At 63.2% G+C, this 22,402-nt stretch carries 17 protein-coding genes; 3 read left to right on the top strand and 14 right to left on the bottom strand.

All coding sequences use genetic code 11. The annotated features are described in order from the left end of the window. The first annotated feature begins 142 nt into the window (after positions 1–142). Positions 143–910 carry a metallophosphoesterase family protein gene (locus tag GRI89_RS07990; protein WP_159793955.1) on the top strand — a complete coding sequence of 256 codons (768 nt, stop codon included), beginning with the start codon at positions 143–145 and terminating at the stop codon, positions 908–910. 358 nt (positions 911–1,268) lie between these two features. Here the strand turns inward: GRI89_RS07990 and GRI89_RS07985 are convergent, their stop codons facing one another. Beyond that, a complete protein-coding gene (locus GRI89_RS07985; RefSeq protein ID WP_159793953.1) occupies positions 1,269–1,988 on the bottom strand; it encodes a sulfotransferase family 2 domain-containing protein in 720 nt (239 codons plus the stop codon). A 60-nt stretch (positions 1,989–2,048) separates the two neighbouring features. Continuing rightward, complete coding sequence (locus GRI89_RS07980) at positions 2,049–2,924, bottom strand: DUF1996 domain-containing protein (RefSeq protein WP_328598151.1); 876 nt, start codon at positions 2,922–2,924, stop codon at positions 2,049–2,051. Between GRI89_RS07980 and GRI89_RS17970 the strand changes: the two genes are divergently transcribed. Beyond that, positions 2,892–3,029 (top strand): hypothetical protein, encoded by a 138-nt coding sequence (locus GRI89_RS17970; protein WP_235913005.1) that lies wholly within the window; start codon positions 2,892–2,894, stop codon positions 3,027–3,029. The two genes, GRI89_RS07980 and GRI89_RS17970, sit on opposite strands and share 33 nt — an antisense overlap. 378 nt (positions 3,030–3,407) lie before the next feature. On the opposite strand, the gene GRI89_RS07975 is transcribed toward GRI89_RS17970, so the two are convergent. From GRI89_RS07975 to GRI89_RS07940, 8 genes are all read right to left on the bottom strand, one after another. After that, positions 3,408–5,843: a glycoside hydrolase family 3 protein gene (locus GRI89_RS07975; RefSeq protein ID WP_159793949.1), complete on the bottom strand. Its 2,436-nt coding sequence runs from the start codon at positions 5,841–5,843 to the stop codon at positions 3,408–3,410. A gap of 86 nt (positions 5,844–5,929) precedes the next feature. Further along, positions 5,930–7,132: an MFS transporter gene (locus GRI89_RS07970; protein WP_159793948.1), complete on the bottom strand. Its 1,203-nt coding sequence runs from the start codon at positions 7,130–7,132 to the stop codon at positions 5,930–5,932. Between the two features lie 8 nt (positions 7,133–7,140). Further along, positions 7,141–8,193: a LacI family DNA-binding transcriptional regulator gene (locus GRI89_RS07965; protein WP_159793946.1), complete on the bottom strand. Its 1,053-nt coding sequence runs from the start codon at positions 8,191–8,193 to the stop codon at positions 7,141–7,143. A gap of 110 nt (positions 8,194–8,303) precedes the next feature. Further along, positions 8,304–9,803, bottom strand: coding sequence for a tryptophan halogenase family protein (locus GRI89_RS07960; protein ID WP_159793944.1), 1,500 nt, complete (start codon positions 9,801–9,803; stop codon positions 8,304–8,306). Then, positions 9,800–10,831: a cupin-like domain-containing protein gene (locus GRI89_RS07955; protein WP_328598149.1), complete on the bottom strand. Its 1,032-nt coding sequence runs from the start codon at positions 10,829–10,831 to the stop codon at positions 9,800–9,802. Before GRI89_RS07955 ends, GRI89_RS07960 begins: the two co-directional genes overlap by 4 nt. Next, positions 10,824–11,543 (bottom strand): SapC family protein, encoded by a 720-nt coding sequence (locus GRI89_RS07950; protein WP_159793942.1) that lies wholly within the window; start codon positions 11,541–11,543, stop codon positions 10,824–10,826. The genes GRI89_RS07955 and GRI89_RS07950 overlap by 8 nt, the downstream gene beginning before the upstream one ends. Position 11,544: 1 nt before the next feature. Continuing rightward, positions 11,545–13,086, bottom strand: a complete 1,542-nt coding sequence (locus GRI89_RS07945; protein WP_159793940.1) for a tryptophan halogenase family protein — start codon at positions 13,084–13,086, stop codon at positions 11,545–11,547. Positions 13,087–13,194: 108 nt separating this feature from the next. Next, entirely contained in the window at positions 13,195–16,143 is a 2,949-nt protein-coding gene (locus GRI89_RS07940) for a TonB-dependent receptor (RefSeq protein WP_235912971.1), read from the bottom strand. A gap of 221 nt (positions 16,144–16,364) precedes the next feature. Between GRI89_RS07940 and GRI89_RS07935 the strand changes: the two genes are divergently transcribed. Next, on the top strand, positions 16,365–18,341 hold the full coding sequence (locus GRI89_RS07935; protein WP_235912966.1) for a glycoside hydrolase family 3 protein: 1,977 nt from the start codon (positions 16,365–16,367) through the stop codon (positions 18,339–18,341). Here GRI89_RS07935 and GRI89_RS07930 read toward each other — a convergent pair. The 4 genes from GRI89_RS07930 to GRI89_RS07915 form a co-directional block, all read right to left on the bottom strand. Continuing rightward, entirely contained in the window at positions 18,338–19,174 is an 837-nt protein-coding gene (locus GRI89_RS07930) for an HAD-IIA family hydrolase (protein WP_159793936.1), read from the bottom strand. The genes GRI89_RS07935 and GRI89_RS07930 overlap by 4 nt on opposite strands. 123 nt (positions 19,175–19,297) lie before the next feature. Beyond that, complete coding sequence (locus tag GRI89_RS07925; protein ID WP_159793934.1) at positions 19,298–20,758, bottom strand: biotin carboxyl carrier protein; 1,461 nt, start codon at positions 20,756–20,758, stop codon at positions 19,298–19,300. Positions 20,759–20,893: 135 nt separating this feature from the next. After that, positions 20,894–21,361: an acetyl-CoA carboxylase biotin carboxyl carrier protein gene (gene accB / locus GRI89_RS07920; RefSeq protein ID WP_201290891.1), complete on the bottom strand. Its 468-nt coding sequence runs from the start codon at positions 21,359–21,361 to the stop codon at positions 20,894–20,896. Beyond that, the gene (locus GRI89_RS07915) at positions 21,358–22,401 is read right to left on the bottom strand and encodes a PEP/pyruvate-binding domain-containing protein (protein ID WP_159793932.1); all 1,044 of its coding nucleotides are present in this window, start codon (positions 22,399–22,401) and stop codon (positions 21,358–21,360) included. The genes accB and GRI89_RS07915 overlap by 4 nt, the downstream gene beginning before the upstream one ends. Position 22,402 lies beyond the last annotated feature (1 nt).

The following is a 22,402-nucleotide window of genomic DNA, read 5'->3' as shown; positions in this document are numbered from 1 at the left end:
TTCAACAAGTCGCGCGCCTATTTTGAATTTCGTTAGGACTTGCAGCTTTCCGACGAGGGAGAGCAATCGCTAGGCTTCCCTCGTTGCTTCATCAGATGAACCTTTGTATCAGGCCGGCGCAATTCACTGAGGGGGCAAGTCGGTGAACCGTTATTTCTCGAGAAGGGACAGACTTGCAACGACCCTTCCGACTACCGCTGACGAAGAAAGGATTTACGCCATTGGCGATGTGCATGGTCGGCTTGATTTGCTTGAAGTACTAATGCAGCGTTTGGAGCAAGATTCTCGGTTTAGAGATGACTGCCCGACGCGCTTGATCCTACTGGGAGATCTAATTGATCGCGGGCCAGATTCGCGGTTGCTTCTGGAGCTTGCGCAGAGAGCACAATATGAATGCGATCGGGTGACGGTGCTTCTCGGCAATCATGAAGACCTTCTTCTCGAGAGCACCTTTGGAAATGCTGCGGCTCAACGAGCTTGGTTACAGCATGGAGGAGCCGCTACGCTTCGAAGCTACGGTCTCGACGTTTCAGAGATGGAAGCGGCGTCAGCCGAAGAAATGGCAGCCATTCTGTGTGAAGTCATAGGCGACAAGGCCCTCGCTTGGATGAACTCACTGCCGCTATACTTCCAATCAGGAGATTACTTCTTTTGCCATGCCGGAATTCGACCAGGAGTGCCACTCTCCCGACAAGGGAGGCATGATTTACTTTGGATTAGGAAGAAGTTTCTCTCAAGTCAGAGAGATCATGGTGCGGTTGTCGTTCACGGCCATAGTGAGACCAACGAACTTGTGTTCGCTCGAAATCGCATCAATGTAGATACCGCGGCATACCGGACTGGTGTGCTGAGCGCCGTCGGCCTTCAAGGAACGATCCAATGGTATGTTTCCACTGACCGAGATCGGTAATCAGATGACTTTTTAAATGCTTACAAATTTTGTCAAAAGATCTCTTTTCCGATGGTTCTACGCTAAACTCATCGTATTACTGACGCCCTCATTAGTAGTGCAGTCATTGTTTTGCGACAGGGATTTGCTGCCATGTTTCTAGACCCAATTCAACTCAGTCCGTACCGGAGTAAATGCGATGTGATGCAAATGAGTGTGTCCCTGCAGACCAAAAATGATCGAATTTGGTTTGGCGCTATGCTTTTATGTCAGGGCTACATTTGATCGAAACCTTAAGAAGCAACTGTCTGCTGGTCTGTTTTGGCTTCCAGGTCGACGAGTGTTCGGTGTCGGTAAATAGTTCTCGATTAAGAACCGTCTAACCGATTGCGCGAGCGGGAGATGTCCACCGACGACGTTGATGGGCAATTAACAGTGGAGCAATGGCGAACGCCTTGAATTTGTCGAGAGCGGCCATCGAATTGGAAGCGTTCACGATCGGACTTTGGTAGCCGAAGCGCAAATAATCATTAGCGTAGAAGTTCACGACAAGGTTGGCGACACGATCGGACACCAACGCTTCGCGCTTAGGGCTGACATTGATGAATGGCACGCCTTCCTTTGGACCCGGAACTCCCAAGACTCGATCAAGACTGGATATCAGTTGGTCGAAGCCCTGCTCGTAACGAAAGACCTCTGTGCCTTCAGGAATGAAATCGACTTGAGGTCGAAGGTGATTGCCGTAGATCCGCGGCTCGCGACGCGCTGCTTCGATCATTAAATGTGCCCAACTTGAGAAACTGAGGCGTGAAGCACGCGATACGCCAGATTGGTAACGATACTCACTCACAAGTCGATTCATAGGATCGCGCACAAATGCGAATGAATAGTCAATGCTCGCGAGGTCCAAACAGGTTGCAAGGTCCTTTTTTGTGAAGTGGTCTGGGGTCGTGATGAGCCCACCAGGAACATCCATGTTGGTTCGGGCTAACATTGGATTGCCAAAGCGCCGTGTAAGATAGTCAAGCAGAGCAGATCCCGCCGTCTTGGGTATGTGCACGAACAAGATCTTTTTACCGCCGGAAAACCAAAGAGGCATTCTGAACTTCCCTCCGCAGCGCGACAAAGTTGGGAGTATCCCCGAGACAAGTCCTACTGACTAAGGCCCTTGGTTCACAAGAGAAATTACTTCGCCTCTGCGTGGCAGTGGAACGCGGCGTGCTGATGCGGCTATTCCGGATTTATATATGGGGTTCTCTACCATCTTAAAACCGTCACCAAGATCTCCGGCCGAACAGCTCAATAGTTGGTCGATGCACGCCGCCATAATACGACCCATTATCTCGTCATTCCACGCCATCATGTAATCTGCATGCGCCATAGTTCCGGCCGGATATCCTGACATATCGCTAGATAACCGCCAAGTGCTGGTGACATCGTCGGCCCTGATCTTGAAGATCCGCTGGAAATTTAGCTTGGGTATTACGTAAGGATGTGTCGCTGGGCATCGTTGCTTCCAACCGGTCGACGAGTCTCTGATCGTATAAGATAAGTGTGAGTTGTGATCGGGCGAATCGAGGTTTCGGCCATCCCAACAGTTGGGAGTGCTCTGCTGCATGTCGATGTGCTGTCCTGCAGCGCACAATGAAAGCGCTTTTTGCAAGGTAGGTACCCATTGCGTGACATTTTTGTTTCCTGTTTCATCAATACATTTGAATTGTGCAGGATGAGACGGGCCACCAAAAACAAACTTGAGTCCGCGCGGTATCGCGACGGGGATACCTTCGATTTCCGGATCACTTGCCGGTCTGCGCTTATAGTAAAAGTTAGTAAATTCCTCCACAACTACAGCTTCACTTCCGTCGGTTAGGGTGCCGATCATAGCCGGTTGCCAATACGCGGATCTGTTCAACATATTTCGGCAGGTGCTGTCACCGCTCTGTCTCAAGCTCTCATATGTTGAATTTGCGTTCGTCCCAGTATTGCCGAAAAAGATGTGCAAATGCTCATTGCCACCTATATCTCCGGGGTGCACAATTGGATCATCCCAGGAGATATGACTTGGTACGCAAAAGAAGCGGAACGCGCCAACTACGTCCGGCTTTCCGCTAACGGCGAGAGTGGTTGCCTTCAGGAATGACGAAACCGCTATTCCGTCGTCTACCTTGGCCTTTTGCAAAGTCCCTGTCTTTGCATCGAGCGTTCCTACGTCGGTGGCTGTTGGCGAGGGTGTCGGTGCAGGCGATGGACTTGGAGTTGGAGAGGGATTGCTGACGTGGATTTTTCGCCTTTCATTTTCTTTTCTCGCCAAGGTCGTTAGCTGATTTTGGGCGGAATCGTCTGGTCCGCATCCCTGAAGACAAAGGCACGCGGCGCTAATAATGAGCCAATGGCGATATGGAGACTGCGACATTTTTTTCCCTCCAAAGTTCTTGAAGGAAATGTCACCTCATCCTTAAGTTCAGGTAAACGGCAGCGTAGATTGGAGCCTAGCGAGAAGCGAGTGCTTTCTGGTTCATCAGAACGGGCCGGTGCAGCTCGTGTTGAGGGGTTTCGAAACGAGGGTGACACTCTGCAGTTCGAGGACGAACGAGCCTTCGCTCCTGACCTGCACTTCGCCCAGCTGGCCTTTGGCGAGACAGGTCAGCGGAATCTGCAGCGTCCGCCATTCCTTGCCTGCGGCGATGGCGAAGGTCTGGGTCAGGTCGATCGGCGAACCCGAAGGCGCCGCGAGAGTCACCTTCTTCGTCGGTGCAGTGGCGACGCGGTAGCGGAACTCGACTGCCTCGGACGCGGGTAGCTCCTGCGCCTTCCAGGTCAGGGCCAGCGTGGCCGGTGCCGACCAGGTCAGCCTGCGCGAATCTTCCTGCGCCGCAACGTCGAAGGCGGTGACGGCGAGGCCGTTCGCCTTGCCAACGAAGTTCGGCATCGCGGTGCCCTCGGCCCCAGCCGTGACCCCGGCCTTCAGGCCGCGCGAGTAGAGCGAAATGGTATCGCCCTTGTTGGCATTCTCGAGAGCGCACTTCGTCGCCAGTTCGGGAACCTTGGGGGCCGTGGCGTAGGTACCGCCGAAGCCGCGAGAGAAGAGCGCCTTGGCGCCCGGCTCGCAACCGGCGGGCCAGTCGAAGGACAGGGTTCCGGCGAACTGCCGCGCGGTCTTGCCGTCCTTCCCCGCGACGAGGACGTCGGCCACGCCAGCACCTTGCGATCCGGGCAGCCATGCTGCGACGAAGGCGTCGGACGCTGCCATCTCGGGTCCGACGAACAGCGGGCGGCCGGAGAGGAACACCGAGACGACTGGAATACCCTGCGCCTTGAGCTTCTTGATAAGCGCTAGGTCGGTGGCGTTGCCGGGCTGGTAATCAAGGTATGCCACATCGCCCTGGAACTCGGCATAGGGCGTTTCGCCGTAGATAACGATGGCGACGTCTGGCTTCTCGCCGAAAAAGCCGTCGGCCGAGAGGCGAGCGGTACCGCCAGCCTCCTTGACGGCATCGACGATGCCCTCGCCCACGGTCTGCCCGTTGGGGAAGTCCGCCTTGGTCACGTCCACGCCCTGCCAGCTGATCGTCCAGCCGCCGGCCTGCATCGCCATGTTGTCGGCACCCGGCCCAGCGACGAGGACCTTCGCCCCCGCCTTGACCGGCAGGACCGAACCCTCGTTCTTGAGCAGGACGAGCGACTTGGCGACCGCCTCGCGCGCAAGGGCGAGGTGCTCTGGGGCGCCGACGACGGACGGATCGGTACGATCGACCTTCGCCGGGCCCATCAGGCCGAGCTTGAACTTCACGCGCAGGATGCGCCGCACCGCGTCGTCGATCCGCTCCTGCGGGATCTTCCCCGCCTTGGCCTCGGCGACGAGGTTCTCGAACAGGGCCTTCCAGCTGTCGGGGGCCATGTAGAGGTCGAGTCCGGCCATCAGCGCCTGCGGGCAGTCGGTGGGGGTGCAGCCGGGGACCTGGCCGTGGGCGTTCCAGTCGCCGACGACGAAGCCCTTGAAGCCCATCCGGTCCTTGAGGACATCGGTCAAAAGCGACTTGTTGCCGTGGTTCTTGGCCCCGTTCCAGCTCGAGAAGCTGGCCATGACGGTCAGCACCCCTGCGTCGATCGCGGGCGGGTAACCGGCGTCGTGGATTGCGACGAGGTCCTCCTCGGATATCTGCGCATCGCCCTGGTCCTGCCCGCCTCGGGTGCCCCCGTCGGCGAGGAAGTGCTTCGCGGTGGCCGCGACCTTGTCGGCGGCGAGTGGCCTGCCGGCTTCGAGCCTGCCCTGGATGCCGTCGACCATCGCCGTGCTGTATTCGGCGACGATCGCGGGATCGGAGGAATAGCCTTCGTAGGAGCGGCCCCAGCGCAAATCCTGCGGCACGGCGAGCGTCGGGGCGAAGGTCCAGTCGATCCCGCTGCCGGCCACTTCCGCCGCAGTCACCGCGCCGATGCGCCGGAGCAGTTCCGGATCGTGCGCCGCGCCGAGACCGATGTTGTGCGGGAAGAGCGTGGCGCCGGGAATGTTGCTGTGTCCGTGCACCGCGTCGATGCCGAAAATGATCGGGATCGCAACGCCGTTTGCCGCGGGCCTGAGCGAAATCTCGCGGAACTGCGCGACCATGCGCGCCCAGTCGGCGGCCGAGGCGCGCTCGTTGCCGTTCGGACCGCCGTTGCCGCCGGCGAGGATCGAGCCGAGCGGGTACTTTTCGAGATCCGCCGGGGTGATGAAGGAAATGTCGGCCTGGACTAGCTGGCCGACCTTCTGTTCCAAAGTCATCTTCGCCAGCAGGTCGTCGATGGCTGCCTCGGTTGCCGGGTCGGTGAAGGCGGCGGGGCTGGCGGCCTCCGGCCACTTGTCGGGATGCGCGGAGCCCGACATCAAATCCTCACCCCGGTCGCTTGCGGCCGAGCAGGCGGCCAGCGCAATTGTCCCAAGTAGCGTAACGCCGAACCTGCGGATCCTCATTGTCTTCCCAACTTCGTATGTGAACGTTCTCAAAGGAGAACCAATACACGGATAGGGGGGGGAATCAAGCGGGAGGGGACGATGTGTCAGTCCTGCCGCAACAGCGACAGCAACAGGGCGCCGGATACCACTGCGAGACCGGCAAGCAGGAAGAAAAGGGCGCCGAAACCGAAAATCGGCACCATCGCCAGCGTCAGCCATGGCATCACCATCGAAGGCACTGTATTGGTGAGGTTGAACAGGCCCAGGTCGCGAGCGCGATGCTCGGGACGCGAGAGGAAGCGGAGCGTCTGGGCCGAGTGCAGCGAGAGGAACGCGGTCGAGGCGAGGCCGAAGATGAAATACCCAGTGATTGCGATCGGTATTGAACCGGCCAGGCCCATGACGACGAGCCCGGTAGCCGAAAGCGCCGTCCCGATCGTTAGCGGCAGGGCCGGGCGTCCGGTGCGGTCGGACCAGTGCCCGGCAAGGAAAGCGATGGGTATCGAACCGCTGAGCACGATGCTGAACAGTCGCGCGGTATCGTTGTCAGTGATGGAGTCATCGAGCGTGCGCAGCCAGATGTAGAGGAAGGCGAAGAGCGCCGCCTCGGCAATCTGGATCAGCAGGCGCGCGATCCACATCCTGCCGACCGCGGAATGCACCAGCCCTGTGATGGCCTGCCGCAGCGGGACCTCCGGGGCGTCGCTGTACATCAGCTCAGGGAAGGGCCGCGGTCGCCCGAACAGCACCGCCGGCAGGACGCACAGCGGCACCAGCACGGCGACGAGCCAGAGCCGCCCGTCGCCGCTCGCCAGGCCCGGTAGCGTAACGAAGGCGCCCGACAGCGCGCCGACCGCCGGGGCGAAGGCGATCAGTCCGCCGAGAGTTCCCTTCTGGTGGTGCGGGATGCAGTCTCCCGCCCAGGCGGAGAGCGGTGCGAGCATGAGGTTGAGCGAGAGCTGCCAGGCGACGATTTGCGCGAGGAGCCGGTAATATCCGCCGTCGATCGGCATCGTCACCAACAGGATGCTCGACGCCGCCACCCCGGCGACGATCAGTGTCCTGCGGTTGCCCGTTCTGTCGCTCAGCCAACCGAAGCCGATGTTGCCGAGGCTCGCCGCGACAGCACCGATGAAGGCAATGTGCGCCAGCCATTCGACGCTTTGGTCGGGCACCACCGCGCTGACCCGCACCGGCAGCAGGATCGACAGGAACGGGACGTAGGAAATCGATCCCCCGGCCCAGGCGAGGGCGTAGAGCAGCAGGAAACGGGTCGACTGGTTGGAAGTCGGCAAGTCAGCTTTCATCGGCCAGGTCAGGTGCCGGGTGCTGATACCGAGTCACGTTCGACGAGACTACCCGAAACGATTACAGGCTGTTCCGGCAGTTCCTCGCCTTTCTGGGCAGCAATGATCAACTCGACCGCCATGGACGCCGTTGCGGCAATCGGCTGGTCGATCGCCGTCAGCGCGGGCTGGGTAAAGCGCACCGTTGGCGTGTTGTCGAAGCTGATGAGCGAAAGCTCGTCGGGCACGTCGAGGCCGAGTTCGCGCGCCACCTTGAGCGTGGCGAGCGCCATCTGGTCATTGCTTGCGATGATTGCCGTGGGCCGCTGGGGGGATTTCAGCAGCTTGCGCGCCGCTTTCTCGCCGGATGCGAAGCTGAAGTCGCCGCGTTCGAGCAGGCCATCGGTCGGGACACCAGCTTCCGCCATGGCGGCGCGCCAGCCGTCGATGCGCCAGCCGCTGAGGCTGTATTCGTCCGAGCCTGCAATCAGGCCGATGCGTTCGTGGCCCATGCCGAGCAGGTAATCGGTGGCAAGCCTGGCCGAACGCTCGTCGTCCATCAGCACCAGGATTCCGGCGCCGTTGCCGCGCGAACCGATGCGTACGAATGGGATGCGCTGCTTGTCGAGCAAGCCGACGATGAGCGGGTTTTCGGAGTGCGGCGGGGTCAGGATCACGCCATCGGGCTGCAGTGCGGCAATCGCCGCCGACAATTCGCGCTCGACGTGGTCGTTGTGGGTGTCGACCAGCTCGATGATTAGCCGGTATCCGTGCTCGGCGCACTTCAGCATGCCGCCGAGCAGCATCTGGTCGACCCAGTCTGTGCCTTCGCGCGCGCGCCAGTCGGCGATCGTCCGTTCGCGGTCGTTGAGGGCAAGGATCAGGTACGAGCGCGAGCCGCTCATCCGCTGCGCGGCGATCGACGGGACATAGCCGAGCTTGTCGATCGAGGCCTGGACCCGCTCCTTCATTTCCGGGCGGACGTTGGGCTCGTTGTTGATGACGCGGCTGACCGTCTGCAACGACACTCCGGCGTCGGCAGCCACGTGCCTGATCGTCACAGCTTGCTTCCGCCTGGCCATCTACGCTGCCGCCGCCCCGAAATTGTTCCAATCGGCGGTAGCCGAGCTTGGCCGCCGTTGCCAAACAGCAGCGTGCTTCACGAGCATTTCTCTGGGGATACGGGCAAAATTCATGCCGCGGCGGCCTGCTGCGCGCCGCAATAGCGCGCGACGTAGGCCTGGTGATCGGGCAGACCGGCAACGGTTTTCTCGACCGATTCCCGGATACTGTTCAAGAGGTGGTCGAGTTCAGCCTGGGTCAGCTTGGCGGCGATCGGGTGATAGCTCCTGGGCATGATGCCCTGTCCCATCATGACCTGCACCCAGCTGTTTTCGACGAACAGCTCCTCGTTCTTGCGGAAGACCCGGCCGGTTTCGCGGAACAGTTCGATCTTGTGCTGCAGGCTGTCGGGAACCTCCATTGTCGCGCACTGCCGCCAGAACGCCGAATCCCGCCGCTCGGTGGCCTTGTAGTGGAGGATGAGGAAGTCGCGGATCTGCAGCATGTCGGTCATCTGCTGGTCGTTGAACTCGTCGATGTCGCGCTGGCTGACCTCGCCCGCCGGGAGCATGCGGATGATCCGCAGGACGGCGCGCTGGATGAGGTGGATGCTGGTCGATTCCAGCGGTTCCATGAACCCGCCGGAAAGGCCCACCGCCACGCAGTTGCGATGCCACTGCTTGCGCCGTGCGCCGGTCTGGAAACAGATGAAGTTGGGTTCGGTCAGGCGTTCGCCTTCGACCGTGGTCAGCAGCCGGTCGAGCGCGGTGTCGCGGTCGAGGTAACGGCTGCAGTAGACGATGCCGTTGCCCTGCCGGTGCTGCAGCGGGATGCGCCATTGCCACCCGGAATCGTGCGCTATGGCGCGGGTATAGGGCAGCGGCGGGCGGACGCTGGCGGTCTGTACCGCGATGGCGGAGTCGCACGGCAGCCAGTGGGTCCAGTCGTCGTAGCCGACGTGCATGGCGCCCTCGATCAGCAGCGCGCGGAAGCCGGTGCAGTCGATGAACAGGTCGCCCTCGATACGCTTGCCGTTGTCGAGCTGCAGCGCGGCGATGTTGCCGACCTCGTCGAGCTCGACTTCTGCGATGCGTCCCTCGACGCGCTTGGCACCGTCGCCCTCGGCCATCTTGCGCAGGAAGGCGGCATAGAGCGAGGAATCGAGCTGGTAGGCGTAGTTGAGGCCGTTGTCGGGCAGGTGCGAGAACTTCTGCGCGTAGGCCGCCTTCAGTTCGAGGCAGTATTCGTCGTAGTTCGCGTCGTGGCCGTTCTCCAGGCCGTGCATCCAGAAGTGCTGGAAGCCCGCCGACCAGTGATCCTTCCCGGTCGAGCCGAACGAGTGGAAATACTTCTCGCCCTCGACCTTCCAGTTCTGGAATTCGATGCCGAGCTTGAAGGTGGCCTGGGTGGCGCGCATGAAATCGGCTTCGTTAATGCCGATCAGCCGGTTGTAGAGGACCAGCGGCGGGATCGTGCTCTCGCCGACACCGACAGTGCCAATGGCATCGGATTCGACCAGCGTCAGGTCGATGACCTCACCGAAAGTGCGGGCCAGCGCCGCGGCGGTCATCCACCCCGCGGTGCCGCCGCCGGCCACGACCACGCGCCGCTGGGGATTGGTACTCTTCATCGATTGAGCGTCCTCAGGAGAAAGGCCCTGATCCGGCCTGCGCTTTCCGGCGTCAGCCGGTCGAGAATGCCGCGCTTGCCGGCGGGAATGTGGGAAATGACATCGTCGCCGCTCTCGAAGACGTAGTGGTCGAACAGCGCGCGCCAGATCGCCTTGTCTTGCGGCGGCAGGTCGCGGATCGACAGGATGGCGTGATTGAGTGCCTCCTGCGGCTGGCCGAGCCAGCGCGGCGTGTCACGCCACCAGTAATTGACCAGCACGTTGAACGGCGCGAGCCCCTCGACGTGGTGCCACCACATGCTCGGAACGAACACTGCGTCGCCCGGCAGCAGGTCGGCGACCTGCGCGTGCCGCAGCGCCTCGGCGAAACGGGGGTGGGCGTCGAGGTCGGGGGCGTGGAAATCGACCATGCTGACAGCGCGCCCGGCAGGGGTATTGTCGATCGGGCCGAGGTAGAGGTTCTTGAACTGCTCGGGCGGGAACAGCGTGAAGCGGCGGCGTCCGACGGCACAGACCGCGAGGTTGTCGGGAAAGTCGTTGTGCGCGGCAATGCGCGTCGCGGTGCCGATCCAGATGCTCGCCAGCGCGTCGCGTTCGCCCAGATCGACGTGGTTGGCCTCGTGCAGCCCGTCGAAGAAGTCGTGCAGGTCGAGCGATGTCAGGTAGATCGACGGTGCGTGCTGGCGGCCCTCGTTGTCGTCGATGCCCTTGAAGATGTCCGCCAGTTGCCCGCGCGCGGTCTGGAAGTTCATCTCCATATCGTCGTTGTAGAACATCCGCCCGTCATGCCCCGGCGGGCCGATCGAGACAGTGAAGGGGCGCTGGCGGGCGTGCTTCACTATGTAGCCTCGCGCCTCGCGGGCGGAGCGCAGGCCGGCAGCCACGAGCGGCCAGTCGGCGGCCAGCCCGCGGACGACGAACGGCTGGCGGGTGCTGCGCAACAGGGCGTCGAGCGCGGCGGCGTCGGCGACTTCGCGCTCCTCCGCATGCTGCATGGAGGCAAAGATCGTGGGATCGGCCTCAGCCACTCGTCAGCCTGCGGTTCTTCCGCGCGATGAGGTCGCCGAAGTGCGACAGCGAGGCGAGCGCCATGAAGATCGGCATCAGGTGGTTGCCCGAATGCAGGTCGGCCAGTTCGTCCGGCCCGAGCGCCTGCAGCTTCTCCTCGTTGATGATGTGGAAGCCGACCAGCGAATGCTTCGATCCGTCGGAGAGCGGAACCTCGAGGGTGAAGGGCTCGAGCAGTTCGTAGCGCTTGAGCGCAGCGTAGAAGTCGCCGCTGGCGCGGTACGCCACGTCGAGATTGCCGAGCTTTTCGGCGATGCTTTCGAGGTAGGGCGTCGCCCGCCCGTCCTCGTCGAATACCCGTACGCCTTCGCCGCTGGTCGAGATGCGCGGGTGCTCCATGTCGACATGCACCTGCGATTCGCCTTCGCCGCCGGCCGGCCGACCGACGAGGAACGGCTGGATCGCCTGCGCAAGCGGCTTGAAGGGCGCATCCCACTTGCCGTTTTCGAGGAACAGGTTCTCACCGTTGGTGAAGCCGAACAGCGCGAGGGCCGAGAAGGCGTCGCTTTCGAGGTCGCGGCGGAAGACGATGGGGTAACAGGCCTGCACTTGGCGGAACTCGTAGGGCACCGTCAGGCAGGCCATGACCGCGTCGCCGAGGTCCGAAGATGCGTCGGTCAGCACGCGCAGTTCGCGGTGGTCCCGGTCGTTGAGAACGCGGTGCTGGTTCATCTCAGGCGGTCTTTTCCATCACTGCCACCGGCGTGCTCGCCGCGGCCAGGTTGTCGAAATAGGTTCGGTTGGTGGGCAGGGCGGAGGCCAGCGCCCGGCCTTGTTCGCGCACTTCAGCGAGGCGCGCAAGCGCGGCTGGCGACGCTGCACAATTGGCGGGTGGGGCAAAGCCCATGCCGTAGAGCACGTATTGCTGGCTCGCCGCCGAAAAGATCTCGTCGACTTGCGGAAAGTCCCAGTTCGACGGCGGCTGGTCGCGCCACAGTTGGATCTGCTCGGCAAGGCGCGGCGGGATCGTTGCCGGGTCGCGCTGCGCCACCCAGTAAGGCTCGGATCGTTGGCTGAGCACATAGTGCAGTTTAAGGAACTCCACGATCCTGTCCCAGCGGTACCGGAACAGCTCGTTGAAGCGCTTCATATGAATGTCCATCGCACCGCGCGAGGCGGGAAAGTTCTCCGCCAGTGCGCGGAGCGACAGTTCGATCAGCACGATTGCCGAGGCCTCGAGCGGTTCGATGAACCCGGCAGAAAGCCCGATGGAGATGCAATTGCGATGCCAGAACTCGGCGCGATGCCCGGTGGCGAAAGCCAATTTTCGAGGGGCGAGCGCGGTAAGATTTGCCTCCGGCAAATGTCGCGCGACATACTTGCGCAGGACCTCGTCAGCCCGCGTGTCGTCCATGAAGCGCGAGGAGTAGACGCAGCCGATCCCGCGGCGGTGGGGCAGGGCGATGTCCCAGATCCAGCCCGCCTCGTGCGCCGTCCCGACGGTTTGCGAGGCGATGGCGCAACCTGGCTCGGTCGGGACCTGCAGCGCGAGGGCGCGGTCGTTGAACGAAACGTCGGATCGCTCGATCCAGCCGACCCCCAGCTCGCCACCGATCAGTAGCGCGGCATGGCCGGTGCAGTCGAGGAACAGCTCGCCAGCGATCCGTTCACCTTCTTGGGTCCGAACGGCGGCAATGTCGCGATTATCGATGCGCTCTAGGCCGGTGACATGCGCTGCGATGCGCGTCACACCGAGGCGCGTGGTGGCGTGGCGAGCGAGCAGCGCGGCGAACTTTCCGGCATCGAGGTGGTAGGCGTAGTTCGCCGCCCCGGCGTAATCGGGCATGAACCGCTGACGCGGTGCCAGATCGCGCGAGCAAAGCTGGGCTTGCGCCGTCATGGCTGCGGCAAATGGCAGGTCGGGCGCCGCACTGCGCCAGGCAGCCAGCAGCGCGTCCATCGGGCCATCTGCCGGCAGGTTGAAAGGATGCAGGTAGCTGTCGCGGGGTTCGCCCGTCACCCAGCCGTCGAAGCGCGAGCCCTGTTTGAAACTGGCGTCGCATTCGGCGAGAAATTCTGCTTCGGTAATGCCGATCGAGGCGAGCGTGCTGCGCATCGTCGGCCAGGTGCCTTCGCCGACGCCGATGGTCGGGATGTCGGGCGCCTCGACCAGCGTGATGGACAAGTCGGGGAGGCGCGCGGCCAGCACGCAGGCGGAGAGCCAGCCGGCAGTACCGCCCCCTACGATCACCACTCTGCCAATCTGCCGTTTCATCTCACAAACTCATAGCCCGTCCGAGCTACTTGCACAAAAAACGAGGGCCGCACTGCGGTTGGCAGTGCGGCCCAGTTCCAAGCGGGAAGAAGGGAGGGCCCTCCCGCGTCAGAAGGTGTAGCGCACACCCGCCGCGTAGCGAGCGTAGCCAGGGGCCGCGAAGAACACGGTCTGCTTGTTGCGCATGTGACCGCGGCGATCCTCGTTGGTCACGTTGATTCCCTCGGCGAAGACCGAGAAGCCGTTGCCGAACTCATAGCTCGCGCTGACGTCGACCTGGCCGTAGGCCTCGATGTAGAACGGATCGGTGCCGTAGCCCGACAGGAATTTGTCGCGCCAGTTGTAGGCAACGCGGGCCTGCAAGCCGTCCTTGTCGTAGAACAGCACCGCGTTGGCGCTGTCGCTGACACCGTTGACCGCGAACTGCCCCGGCGTGGTGAAGGCCGGGATCGTGTTGTCATAGGCCGTGTCGCTGTTCACGATCGTGTAGTTCAGGATTGCACCGAAGCCGGTTTCCCAGAAACTGTGCTGAACCGCGAATTCCCAGCCCCACAGCCGCGCTTTCTGGTCGCTGTTGATCGGTGAGGTGATGTTGAAGTCGACAAACGGATCGTCGGGCTGGCCGAGGATACCGCCCGAGGCGGCGTCGACGAACTGCGAGTAGTTGGCCTTGATCCAGTTGCGGATATCGGTGGTCGTGGCCCCCGCTCCGAGCGCTGCTTGCGCCTCGGCCACTCGCGGTCCGATGGCCGGGTTGGTCAGGTCGAAGGCGGTGGTCTTGACGGTGTTGTTGGCGATGAAGTTCTTCACGTTCTTGTTGAAGAACCCGACCGAGACGTAGCTCGACGGACCGTAGTACCACTCCGCCGACAGGTCGATGTTGTTCGACTTGTAGGGCAGCAGGCCAGGGTTGCCGCTGGCGCCCGTGCTTCCGCCGACGCGGATCGGCGCGGCCAGAGTCGTCCCACCCTGCAGGCTGTTGTAGTCGGGCCGCGTGATGGTCTGGCTGTACGAGGCGCGGAAGATCAGGTTGTCGACCGGCTCGATGTCGAAGTCGGCTGCCGGCAGGAAGTTCTCGTACGAACCCTTCAAGGTCTGGAAGTCGGACCCGCCGCCGTAAAGGATGGCGATTTCGTTGTCGCCGACCCACGAGGTGCCGGTCGGGATCGGCACGAGCGCCGAGGAAACGACCCTGGTGTCCTCGAAGCGGACGCCGAAGCGGAAGTTGATCGGCGCCATGCCCCAGTAGAACTTGTGCGTCGACTGGACGTAGAACGAGGTGGTTTCTTCCTTGATCCGGCGGTCGGCCTGGAATTCGGCCAGGCAAGTGCCGGGGATCGCGGAGCCGGTCCACGGGGCGCTGCAGATGTTCACTTCGTTTTCGAGCAGGTTGATCAGGTCGACGGTGTTGACCCGGAAATAGCTCGGAATGATAGAGGAAGACTGCGAACCCGCCATGCCGGCAAGGTCGTGCGGCAGGTTGACCATCGTATAGAGGTCATCGGGCGTATCGGCCGCGCCGAGCGTGCCGCCCCAGGAATCGGTCTGGATGAAGCCGTACGCCGAACGGACCTTGTTCCGGGTTTCGACGACACCGAAGTCGAGGCTCTGGATAAAGCTTTCGTCGATGTCGAAGCGGCCCTTGAAGGCGACCTCGTCGATCGTGTCCTTCATGTAGGCGTTGCGGAACGCGTTGCCTGCCGGGCGGATGTTCGACGCGTCGATTTCAGAACCCGGATACATGTTGACCGAAATCACCGGCATTGCGGTGGTGTAGTCGACCCTCTGGTTCATCACCCCGAAGATCGCGCTGCCGACGGCGATGTTGCTGCCATACGGCGTGGTCGGCTTGCTCTCGGCGGTCGAGTGGTGCCCGTCGATTTCAAGATGGAGACCGCTGAAGCCGTCCCACTGGATGTTGCCACCGATCGAGTTGTTGATGTTGCGATTGGCCGCGATCGCGCCGGTGACCGCGAGGTCCTTGCCCGGACCGAAGTCCTCGGCATAGAAATTCGGGCCGGCCGCGGGGCCGTCGGTCCAGCTGCTCGAGGTCGATGCGTGGTTGAACCACACGCCGATGCTGCTGGTGCGGGCCTTCAGCGTGTTCTGCGAGAATTCGTAGTCGATCGCTACCGCAAGGTCGTCCGACGGACGCCATTGCAACACGGCCTGGCCGTTGAAGCGCTCACGATCGATGTCGGTGAAATCGTACCCGGCGTTCTGGGTCGTCTGGTAGGTGTCGTTCGGACCGGGGTGGTTCTCTACCCGGAAGCCGCGCCAGTCGTTGGCGTCGGCCGGCAGCGAGCCCCAGCTCGAGCTGTCGCTGCCGAGGTAGCCTTCGCGCCAGCCGGCGTTGAACTGCGCCAGGCTCGCCTTGCGCTTCTGGTACGATCCGGCGACGAGCACGCCCAGCGTGTCGTCGGCGAAGGTCTTGCTGATGATGCCCGAGACTTCCGGCGTGATGTCGGTGCCCGAGAAGAGGCCGGTGTCGTACACGGCCTTGGCGCTGAAGCTGCCCTGCAGGCCCGGACGATCGAGCGGCATGGGGAGCTTGATGTTGATCGTCGAGCCGATGCCGCCGGTCGGCAGTGAAACGCGGCCGGACTTATAGACCTCGACTCCGGCGATGCCTTCGGAAGCGAGGTTGGCGAAATCGAAGCTGCGTGAGGCCGGTGCCTCGCAGCACGAACCGAGACCCGAGGCGGGCATCTGACGGCCGTTCAGGAGCACGAGGTTGAAGTCGGGGCCGAAGCCGCGGACGGTGACCTTGGAGCCTTCGCCGTTCTGGCGATCGATCGACACGCCGGTAATGCGCTGGAGCGATTCGGCGAGGTTCGTGTCGGGGAACTTGCCGATGTCTTCGGCGGAGATCGCGTCGACAACACCCTGCGCATCGCGCTTGATGTTCATCGCTTGCTGCAAGCTGGCCCGGATGCCGGTGACGACGATTTCATTGTCGCTGTCGGTCGCATTGCTCGACTGTTCGGTGTCGGTATCGTCCTGTGCATAAGCGACATGGCCGGTAGCCCCCATCGCCACGACGGATGCTCCGACCATAAACTTTGCAAGCGTCTGGCTGCGCCTCAGGTTCATCCTGATTCTCCTCCCAATTCCAGGCAGTTCGTCTGCCGGATTACCATTTGTGAACGTTCTCGTATTTGATAACGTTCACATCGTCAAGTGGTGTGCAGCTGAACCCAGCTAGCTGTGGCCAAATGGTGACGCTGTTGATTCCCGTTCGACAAGCGGCAATGTGCGCCCGGGAGACACTGTCCATCATGCACAAAAGCGTTTCGACCATTGCCTTTGGCAGCGCAGTTCTGGCTGCCTTGCTCACGGGTGCATGCGCACCCGGACTGAGCGCCACGGCGCCCCAAACACCGGTCGAGGCGCGGGTGAAGCCGGTGCTGCGAATCGACGGGGAAGAGTTCCGCGACCTCAATGCGAATAGTGTGCTCGATCCCTACGAGGACTGGCGCCTCGACGACCTGGCCCGTGCACGCGATCTCGTTTCGCGCATGACCGTGGCGGAAAAAGTCGGCACGCTGATGCATTCGACTTTGCCGGGACAAGGCGGGCAGCTCGGCGCTGCGGCTTCTTACGACATGGATGCCCTCGGCGAGCTGGTGAACACGAAGCACGTCACCAGCTTCATCACCCGATTGTCGCTGCCGCCGGCAGGTCTCGCCGAGCAGGACAACGCGGTGCAGGAACTGGCCGAAGGCTCGCGGCTTGGGATCCCGGTCACCATCAGCACGGACCCGCGCAACCACTTCCAATACGTGCTCGGCGCCTCAGCCGAGGCGAGCGGCAACACGCAGTGGCCCGAGTTGCTCGGCTTCGGAGCGCTGGCGGACGAGGACCTCGTGAGTCGTTTCGGCGAGATTGCCGCACGCGAATATCGCGCGCTGGGCATCCACATGGCGCTCTCCCCACAACTCGACCTTGCAACTGAGCCGCGCTGGGCGCGGGGCAGCGGAACCTTTGGCAGCGATGTCGCGCTGACCAACCGGCTGGGCGCGGCCTACGTCGAAGGATTCCAGGGCGGCGGCCACGGGCTGGCCCGGGACGGTGTGATGACCGTGGTCAAGCACTGGGTCGGCTATGGTGCACAGCCGGAAGGGTTCGACGCGCACAACTGGTACGGTCGCTTCGCGCGCCCTGGCAAGTACCTGCCGCTTCATGTCGAGGCGTTTCAGGGGGCGCTGGCGGCGAATTCGGCTGGGGTCATGCCGGCGTACCCGATCATGACCGAAACCACGCTCGACGGCGAGCCGCTCGAGGCTGTCGGCCCGGGGTTCAGCAAGCAGCTGATCGACGGGCTGCTGCGCGGGAAGATGGGGTACGACGGCATCGTCCTGTCCGACTGGGCGATCACCCGCGACTGCAACGAACGCTGCCGGGCGCCGACGAGAGAAGCGCCTCAGCAACCGCAGGACATATCGACTGCTTGGGGCGTCGAGGACCTGACTGTCCGGCAGCGCTATGTGAAGGGACTCAATGCCGGACTCGACCAGTTCGGCGGGACGGACGATGTCGAGCCGCTGCTGGCCGCGGTAGCGGATGGCGAAGTGTCCGAAACGCGCCTCGACCAGTCGGTGATGCGCGTCATGTTGCCCAAGTTCCGCCTTGGCCTTTTCGAAAACCCCTATGTCGATCCGGCCAAGGCGCAGGCCGCGGCGGGCAGCGTGGAGGACTTTGCGCTCGCTGCCCGAATCCAGCGCGAGGCGCAGGTGCTGCTCAAGGACAACGATGCGCTGCCGCTCAAGCCCGGGGCGAGAGTCTGGCTCTCCGGTATGAGCGCCGAGGCGGCGCGTGAGGCGGGCCTTGTGGTGGTCGACGACCCGGCCGAGGCCGACGTGGCCATTGTCCGCGCGGGCACTCCGTCGGAAATGCTCCATCCCAACAACTTCTTCGGGCGGCTATATCACGAGGGCCGGCTCGATTTCCGGCCTGGCGATGATGCGTATGAAGCGCTTCAAAAGGCGAAACCGAACGTTCCAACCGTGCTTGCGTTGTTCCTCGACCGTCCGGCTGTCTTGACAAGCGTCGAACCGCTGACCGATGTCATTCTCGCCAATTTCGGGGCGAGCGACGCTGCGGTTCTCGATGTGCTCACCGGCAAGGTCAATGCCAAGGGCCGCCTGCCATTCGAACTGCCGCGCTCGATGGCGGCGGTCGAGGCGCAGGACCCGGCGGCGCCCGACGACAGCAAGGACCCGCTCTACCCGCGCGGCGCGGGCATCGTGCGCTAGCCGAGCCAGCCGTCCGAAAGCAACGCGGCGACGCTGGGGATGACGAAGTCGGGCGCGCGTTCGTGCGGCTGCTCGTGCCACTTTTCCGCGCTGGTCGTGCCGCTGGTCACGCCGACGCCGATCGCCCCGCCGCCGCGGGCCATTTCGGTCTCGACCTTGGGGTCGTCGCCGATCACCGCGATCTCGTGCGCGGCGAGGCCCAGTTCGGCGGCGAGGAAATCCATCGCCAGTTGCGAGGGCTTGCCGGTGACCTGCGGCTCGACCCCCGTGACCCGCGCCACCGCGCCGTTGATCGCGCAGGAATAGCCGAAGGCGGGGCCGTCCTTGGTGGCGAAGAACGGCACGTCGCTGGCAGTGTAGAAGGCCGCGCCGTCTAGCACTCGCCCGGCGGCGGCGTGGATATCGTCCATGTTACAGCCCGGGTGCCAGGCGGTGTAGACCGCGTCGGCCTGCTTCGCGGCTTCCTCGCCGGGTCGGCAGCAGGAGATGCCGAACCCTTCGAGCGCCTCGATCACGCCGTCGGTGCCGAGCACCAGGACGCTGGCGTAACCGTTGTCTCGGAAGACCTTGGCGGCGACCGAGTTGGGGGTGTGCAGCCTTTCGTCGCGGATCGGCAGGCCGACCCCGCGCAGCTTAGGGCCCTGAACCGAGGCGGCATAGGCGCTGCCGTTGGTCAGCGCGAGGAACGGCACACCCCGGCGTTCGAGTTCCTCCAGCACCTCGACCGCGCCGGGGATGACTGTGTAGCCGCCGAGCTTGCGGTCGCTGAGGATCAGCGTGCCGTCGAGGTCGAACATGAAGCCCTTGGGTGGGGCTGCGGGCAATTCAATCACATTCAATCTTTCGTCGTTGTGACCCCGGCCTTGTGCCGGGGGAAGCAATCCAGTGCGGTTTTGCGCAGCCCTGGATTGCCGCGTCGGCTTCGCCTCCTCGCAATGACGAGGAGGGCAGAGCCACTAGGCCTCCAGTTCCAGTTTGAAGTCTTCCTTTTCGATGCCGATCCCGTCGATGTCGGCGCGCCTGAGCACGTCGCGCAGCAGGTTCATCACCGCGACGCTCGAGGGATCGTATTCGCGCGGCGCGGGGCCGGCCTTCTGCATTGCGTCGACGAGGTTGGCGGGCATTGTCGCGCGCAGCAGGAATTCCTCGTCGGAGAGGTTCGTGCCGATACGCTTCCTGAGGTCGGAAAGCTCGGCCATGCCGGGTTCGGCTTCGAGTTCCTTCGTGCGCGGGTTGGCCATGATCCTGTCCATGACCTCGGGCGCGATCGGCACATTGGGCCTGCCGAAGCGGCCGAGCGCGTAGCGGATGATCTCGTCGGGTATCACGCCGTAGCGTTCCTTGCCGGTGACGTTGAGCATGGCCTGCGTCTGCAACATCTGCGCGAACGGGGTCATGACGATCGGCCAGCCGAGCTCCTCACGCACATGGCCCATCTCGTCGATGACCTTGCTCTCGAGCTCGGGCACCCCGTGGTCGGCAAGGTGGCGTCGCATCGTGCCGACCATGCCGCCGGGCAACTGGTGCCGCAGGTATGCGGCGTCGAAGTGCATCGGGCGCCCGGTCGGCAAGCCTTCCGCCTCGGCCATTGCGGTGAAGTAGTCCGCGACCTCCTGCGCCGCCTCCTCGTCGATATCGACGCTGTGGCCCATAGCCTTGAGGTTGGCGATCATGCGCATGATCGGCGGGTTGCTGGTCCCGTCCGCCGCACCGCCGCTGGCGCATTGCACCGCGGCTACGCCGAGATCGGCAGCTTCGAGGCACGACGGTTCGGCAAGTCCGGTGGTGCAGTGGTTGTGCAGTTCGAGCGGCTTGTCGCCGATCTGGGCCATGATCGCCGGGATCAGCGTGCTCGCCCGCTTGGCCGAGAGCAGCCCGCCCGGATCCTTGATGTAGAGCGAGCCGATGTCCGGGCTGGCGGCCATGATCCGCGCCGCCTCGGCATAGTGGGCATCGTCGTGGATCGGCGACAAGGTGAAGACCAGCGCGCCGATGACCTGCTCGCCGCCCGCGCGTTTGACGAGCTTTGCAACCTCGACGTTGCTCACGGCATCGTTGTTCGGGTCGGCGAGCGCAAAGCGGCGGATGCCGTTGGTCGCCAAAGTGCGGAAGGCCAGCTCCATGAACTCGGGACTGGCGGTCTCCCAGGCGATAAAGCGGAAGCCGGTCGAGAGGAACTGCAGCGGGGTGGTGCGGCAGATGCGCGCCATCTCGCGGATCCGCTCCCACGGGTCCTGCTGCTTGTAGCGCACCGCCACGCCCATGTGCGTGCTGGTGGTGAAGTCGATCGCGCGATAGCCGGCGCGCTCCATCACGGGCGCGATGGTCAGCGTCCTGGCAGTATCGATCCCCAGCGCGCCCCACAGGCACTGGTTGCCGTCGCGCAGCGAGGTTTCGACGATCTGGAGGTTAGCCATCAACGCTTCTCCCGATTTCGTCATGCTGAACTTGTTTCAGCATCCATTCTTCGGTCCGCGATGCCGCTCCGAGTGGAGAAATGGACCCTGAAACAAGTTCAGGGTGACGAGACTGGATGACTGGGCTGCGCATCGTCACCCCACCTTCACCCGGATCAAAGCCTGGCCCTCTTCGACCGCGCTGCCGTTCTCGGCGAGGATGGCCACGACCGTGCCGGAAACTTCCGCGCGGATCGGGTTCATCAACTTCATCACCTCGATGATGGCGATGGTAGTGTCCTCGCTGACCGTGTCGCCAATCTCGACGAACGGCGGGTCGCCCGGGCGCGGGGCAGAATAGAAGTTGCCGAGCAGCGGGGCGGGGACGTCCACTTCTCCAGCGCCGGCCTGCGCTGAAGCTGCCGCTGAAGGGGCTTCTTGAGCGGGAGCGGCCGAGGGGGCGCCCGCTTGCGGCTCAGCCTCAAGGACCGGCCCAGCCGCCCAGCCTCCGCCGTCGCGGCGGATGCGCAGCTTGAAGCCGCCCATCTCCAGGCTGAGGCTGGAGAACTTTGACTCGTCGAGCAGCCGGGCGATCTCGGCAATGTCGGCAGCGGTGAGGCTCAACGCTTGCCTCCGCCGAAGATACCCATAACGTGGCTCAGCGGGTTGGCCTGCGGCGCTGCCACCGGCTTGCTGGCATCCTTCATCGCCCAGACCGTTTCGGGGCGGCTTTGCAGCAGCATCAGTTTGCCTTCCTTGTCGAAAGCCCATTCGATGTCCTGAGGCTTGCCGTAATGGCGCTCGATCTTGCGGCCCACTTCACGCAACTGCTGCAGCTCGTCGTCGCTGAGGCAGGGGCCGGTGCGCTCGTCGCCCTCGTTGGCGACCTCGACGACTCCGCCGTGGTCGGCCGGTACCTGTTTCGCGAGCTTGTCGGAGATGTCGCGCACGCTAATCTCGCCGGTGATCTTGCCCATGACCCAGCGGTCGGGCGTGACTTCGCCCGAGACCACTGCCGAGCCGAGACCCGGCGCGCCCTCGATGGTGATGACCGACTTGTCGCCGCTCGTGGGCGAGCGAGTGAACATCACCCCGGCACAGCGCGCGTCGACCATCGCCTGCACCACCACGGCCATTGCCACGCCCTCTTCGGGCAGGCCCTGCTTGCGGCGGTAGGTCATGCTCTCGACCGAGTAGAGGCTGCCCCAGCACTCGCGTACCTTCTGCACCATGTCGGGGCCGCTCAGCACCCAGAGGAAGGTGTCCTGCAGCCCGGCGAAACTGGCGTCCTCAGCGTCCTCGGTAGTGGCGCTGGAACGCACGGCGACGGGTCCATGGCCGCCGCTGAGCTGCTCGTGGGCGTCGAGGATCGCATGCTCGACATCGGCGGGCATCCGCTCGTCCTCGACCCGGCGGCGCAGCTCTTCCGACAGCTTCGTCGCCGCGCCCATATCGCTCGGGTCGAGCGCCTCGACCTTCGCGCGCACAGGCTCGTGCTTCTCGATAGCCTCGAGAAAGCTCTCGAATGCCGACGTAGTCACCACGAACCCCGGCGGTACCGGGATGCCGGCCTGGGTCAGTTCACCCAGCGAGCCGCCTTTGCCGCCCACCGTCGGGCGGTCAGCGATACCGACGTCCTTGAACCACGCAACCGCACTGTTCATC

The organism is Croceibacterium salegens (assembly GCF_009827435.1).
Lineage (GTDB): Bacteria > Pseudomonadota > Alphaproteobacteria > Sphingomonadales > Sphingomonadaceae > Croceibacterium_B > Croceibacterium_B salegens.
Note: the sequence above shows the minus strand (reverse complement) of the source record. Positions and strands in the feature narration are given on the sequence as shown.

Bases quoted from the DNA above. Each gene is read 5' to 3' on its own strand.
- GRI89_RS07950 (WP_159793942.1), bottom strand. From the start codon at position 11,543: ATGAACCAGCACCGCGTTCTCAACGACCGGGACCACCGCGAACTGCGC.
- GRI89_RS07975 (WP_159793949.1), bottom strand. From the start codon at position 5,843: ATGAGGATCCGCAGGTTCGGCGTTACGCTACTTGGGACAATTGCGCTG.
- GRI89_RS07970 (WP_159793948.1), bottom strand. From the start codon at position 7,132: ATGAAAGCTGACTTGCCGACTTCCAACCAGTCGACCCGTTTCCTGCTG.
- GRI89_RS07985 (WP_159793953.1), bottom strand. From the start codon at position 1,988: ATGCCTCTTTGGTTTTCCGGCGGTAAAAAGATCTTGTTCGTGCACATA.
- GRI89_RS07965 (WP_159793946.1), bottom strand. From the start codon at position 8,193: ATGGCCAGGCGGAAGCAAGCTGTGACGATCAGGCACGTGGCTGCCGAC.
- GRI89_RS07915 (WP_159793932.1), bottom strand. From the start codon at position 22,401: ATGAACAGTGCGGTTGCGTGGTTCAAGGACGTCGGTATCGCTGACCGC.
- GRI89_RS07945 (WP_159793940.1), bottom strand. From the start codon at position 13,086: ATGAAACGGCAGATTGGCAGAGTGGTGATCGTAGGGGGCGGTACTGCC.
- GRI89_RS07935 (WP_235912966.1), top strand. From the start codon at position 16,365: ATGCACAAAAGCGTTTCGACCATTGCCTTTGGCAGCGCAGTTCTGGCT.
- GRI89_RS07940 (WP_235912971.1), bottom strand. From the start codon at position 16,143: ATGGTCGGAGCATCCGTCGTGGCGATGGGGGCTACCGGCCATGTCGCT.
- GRI89_RS07925 (WP_159793934.1), bottom strand. From the start codon at position 20,758: ATGGCTAACCTCCAGATCGTCGAAACCTCGCTGCGCGACGGCAACCAG.
- GRI89_RS17970 (WP_235913005.1), top strand. From the start codon at position 2,892: ATGCTCATTGCCACCTATATCTCCGGGGTGCACAATTGGATCATCCCA.
- GRI89_RS07960 (WP_159793944.1), bottom strand. From the start codon at position 9,803: ATGAAGAGTACCAATCCCCAGCGGCGCGTGGTCGTGGCCGGCGGCGGC.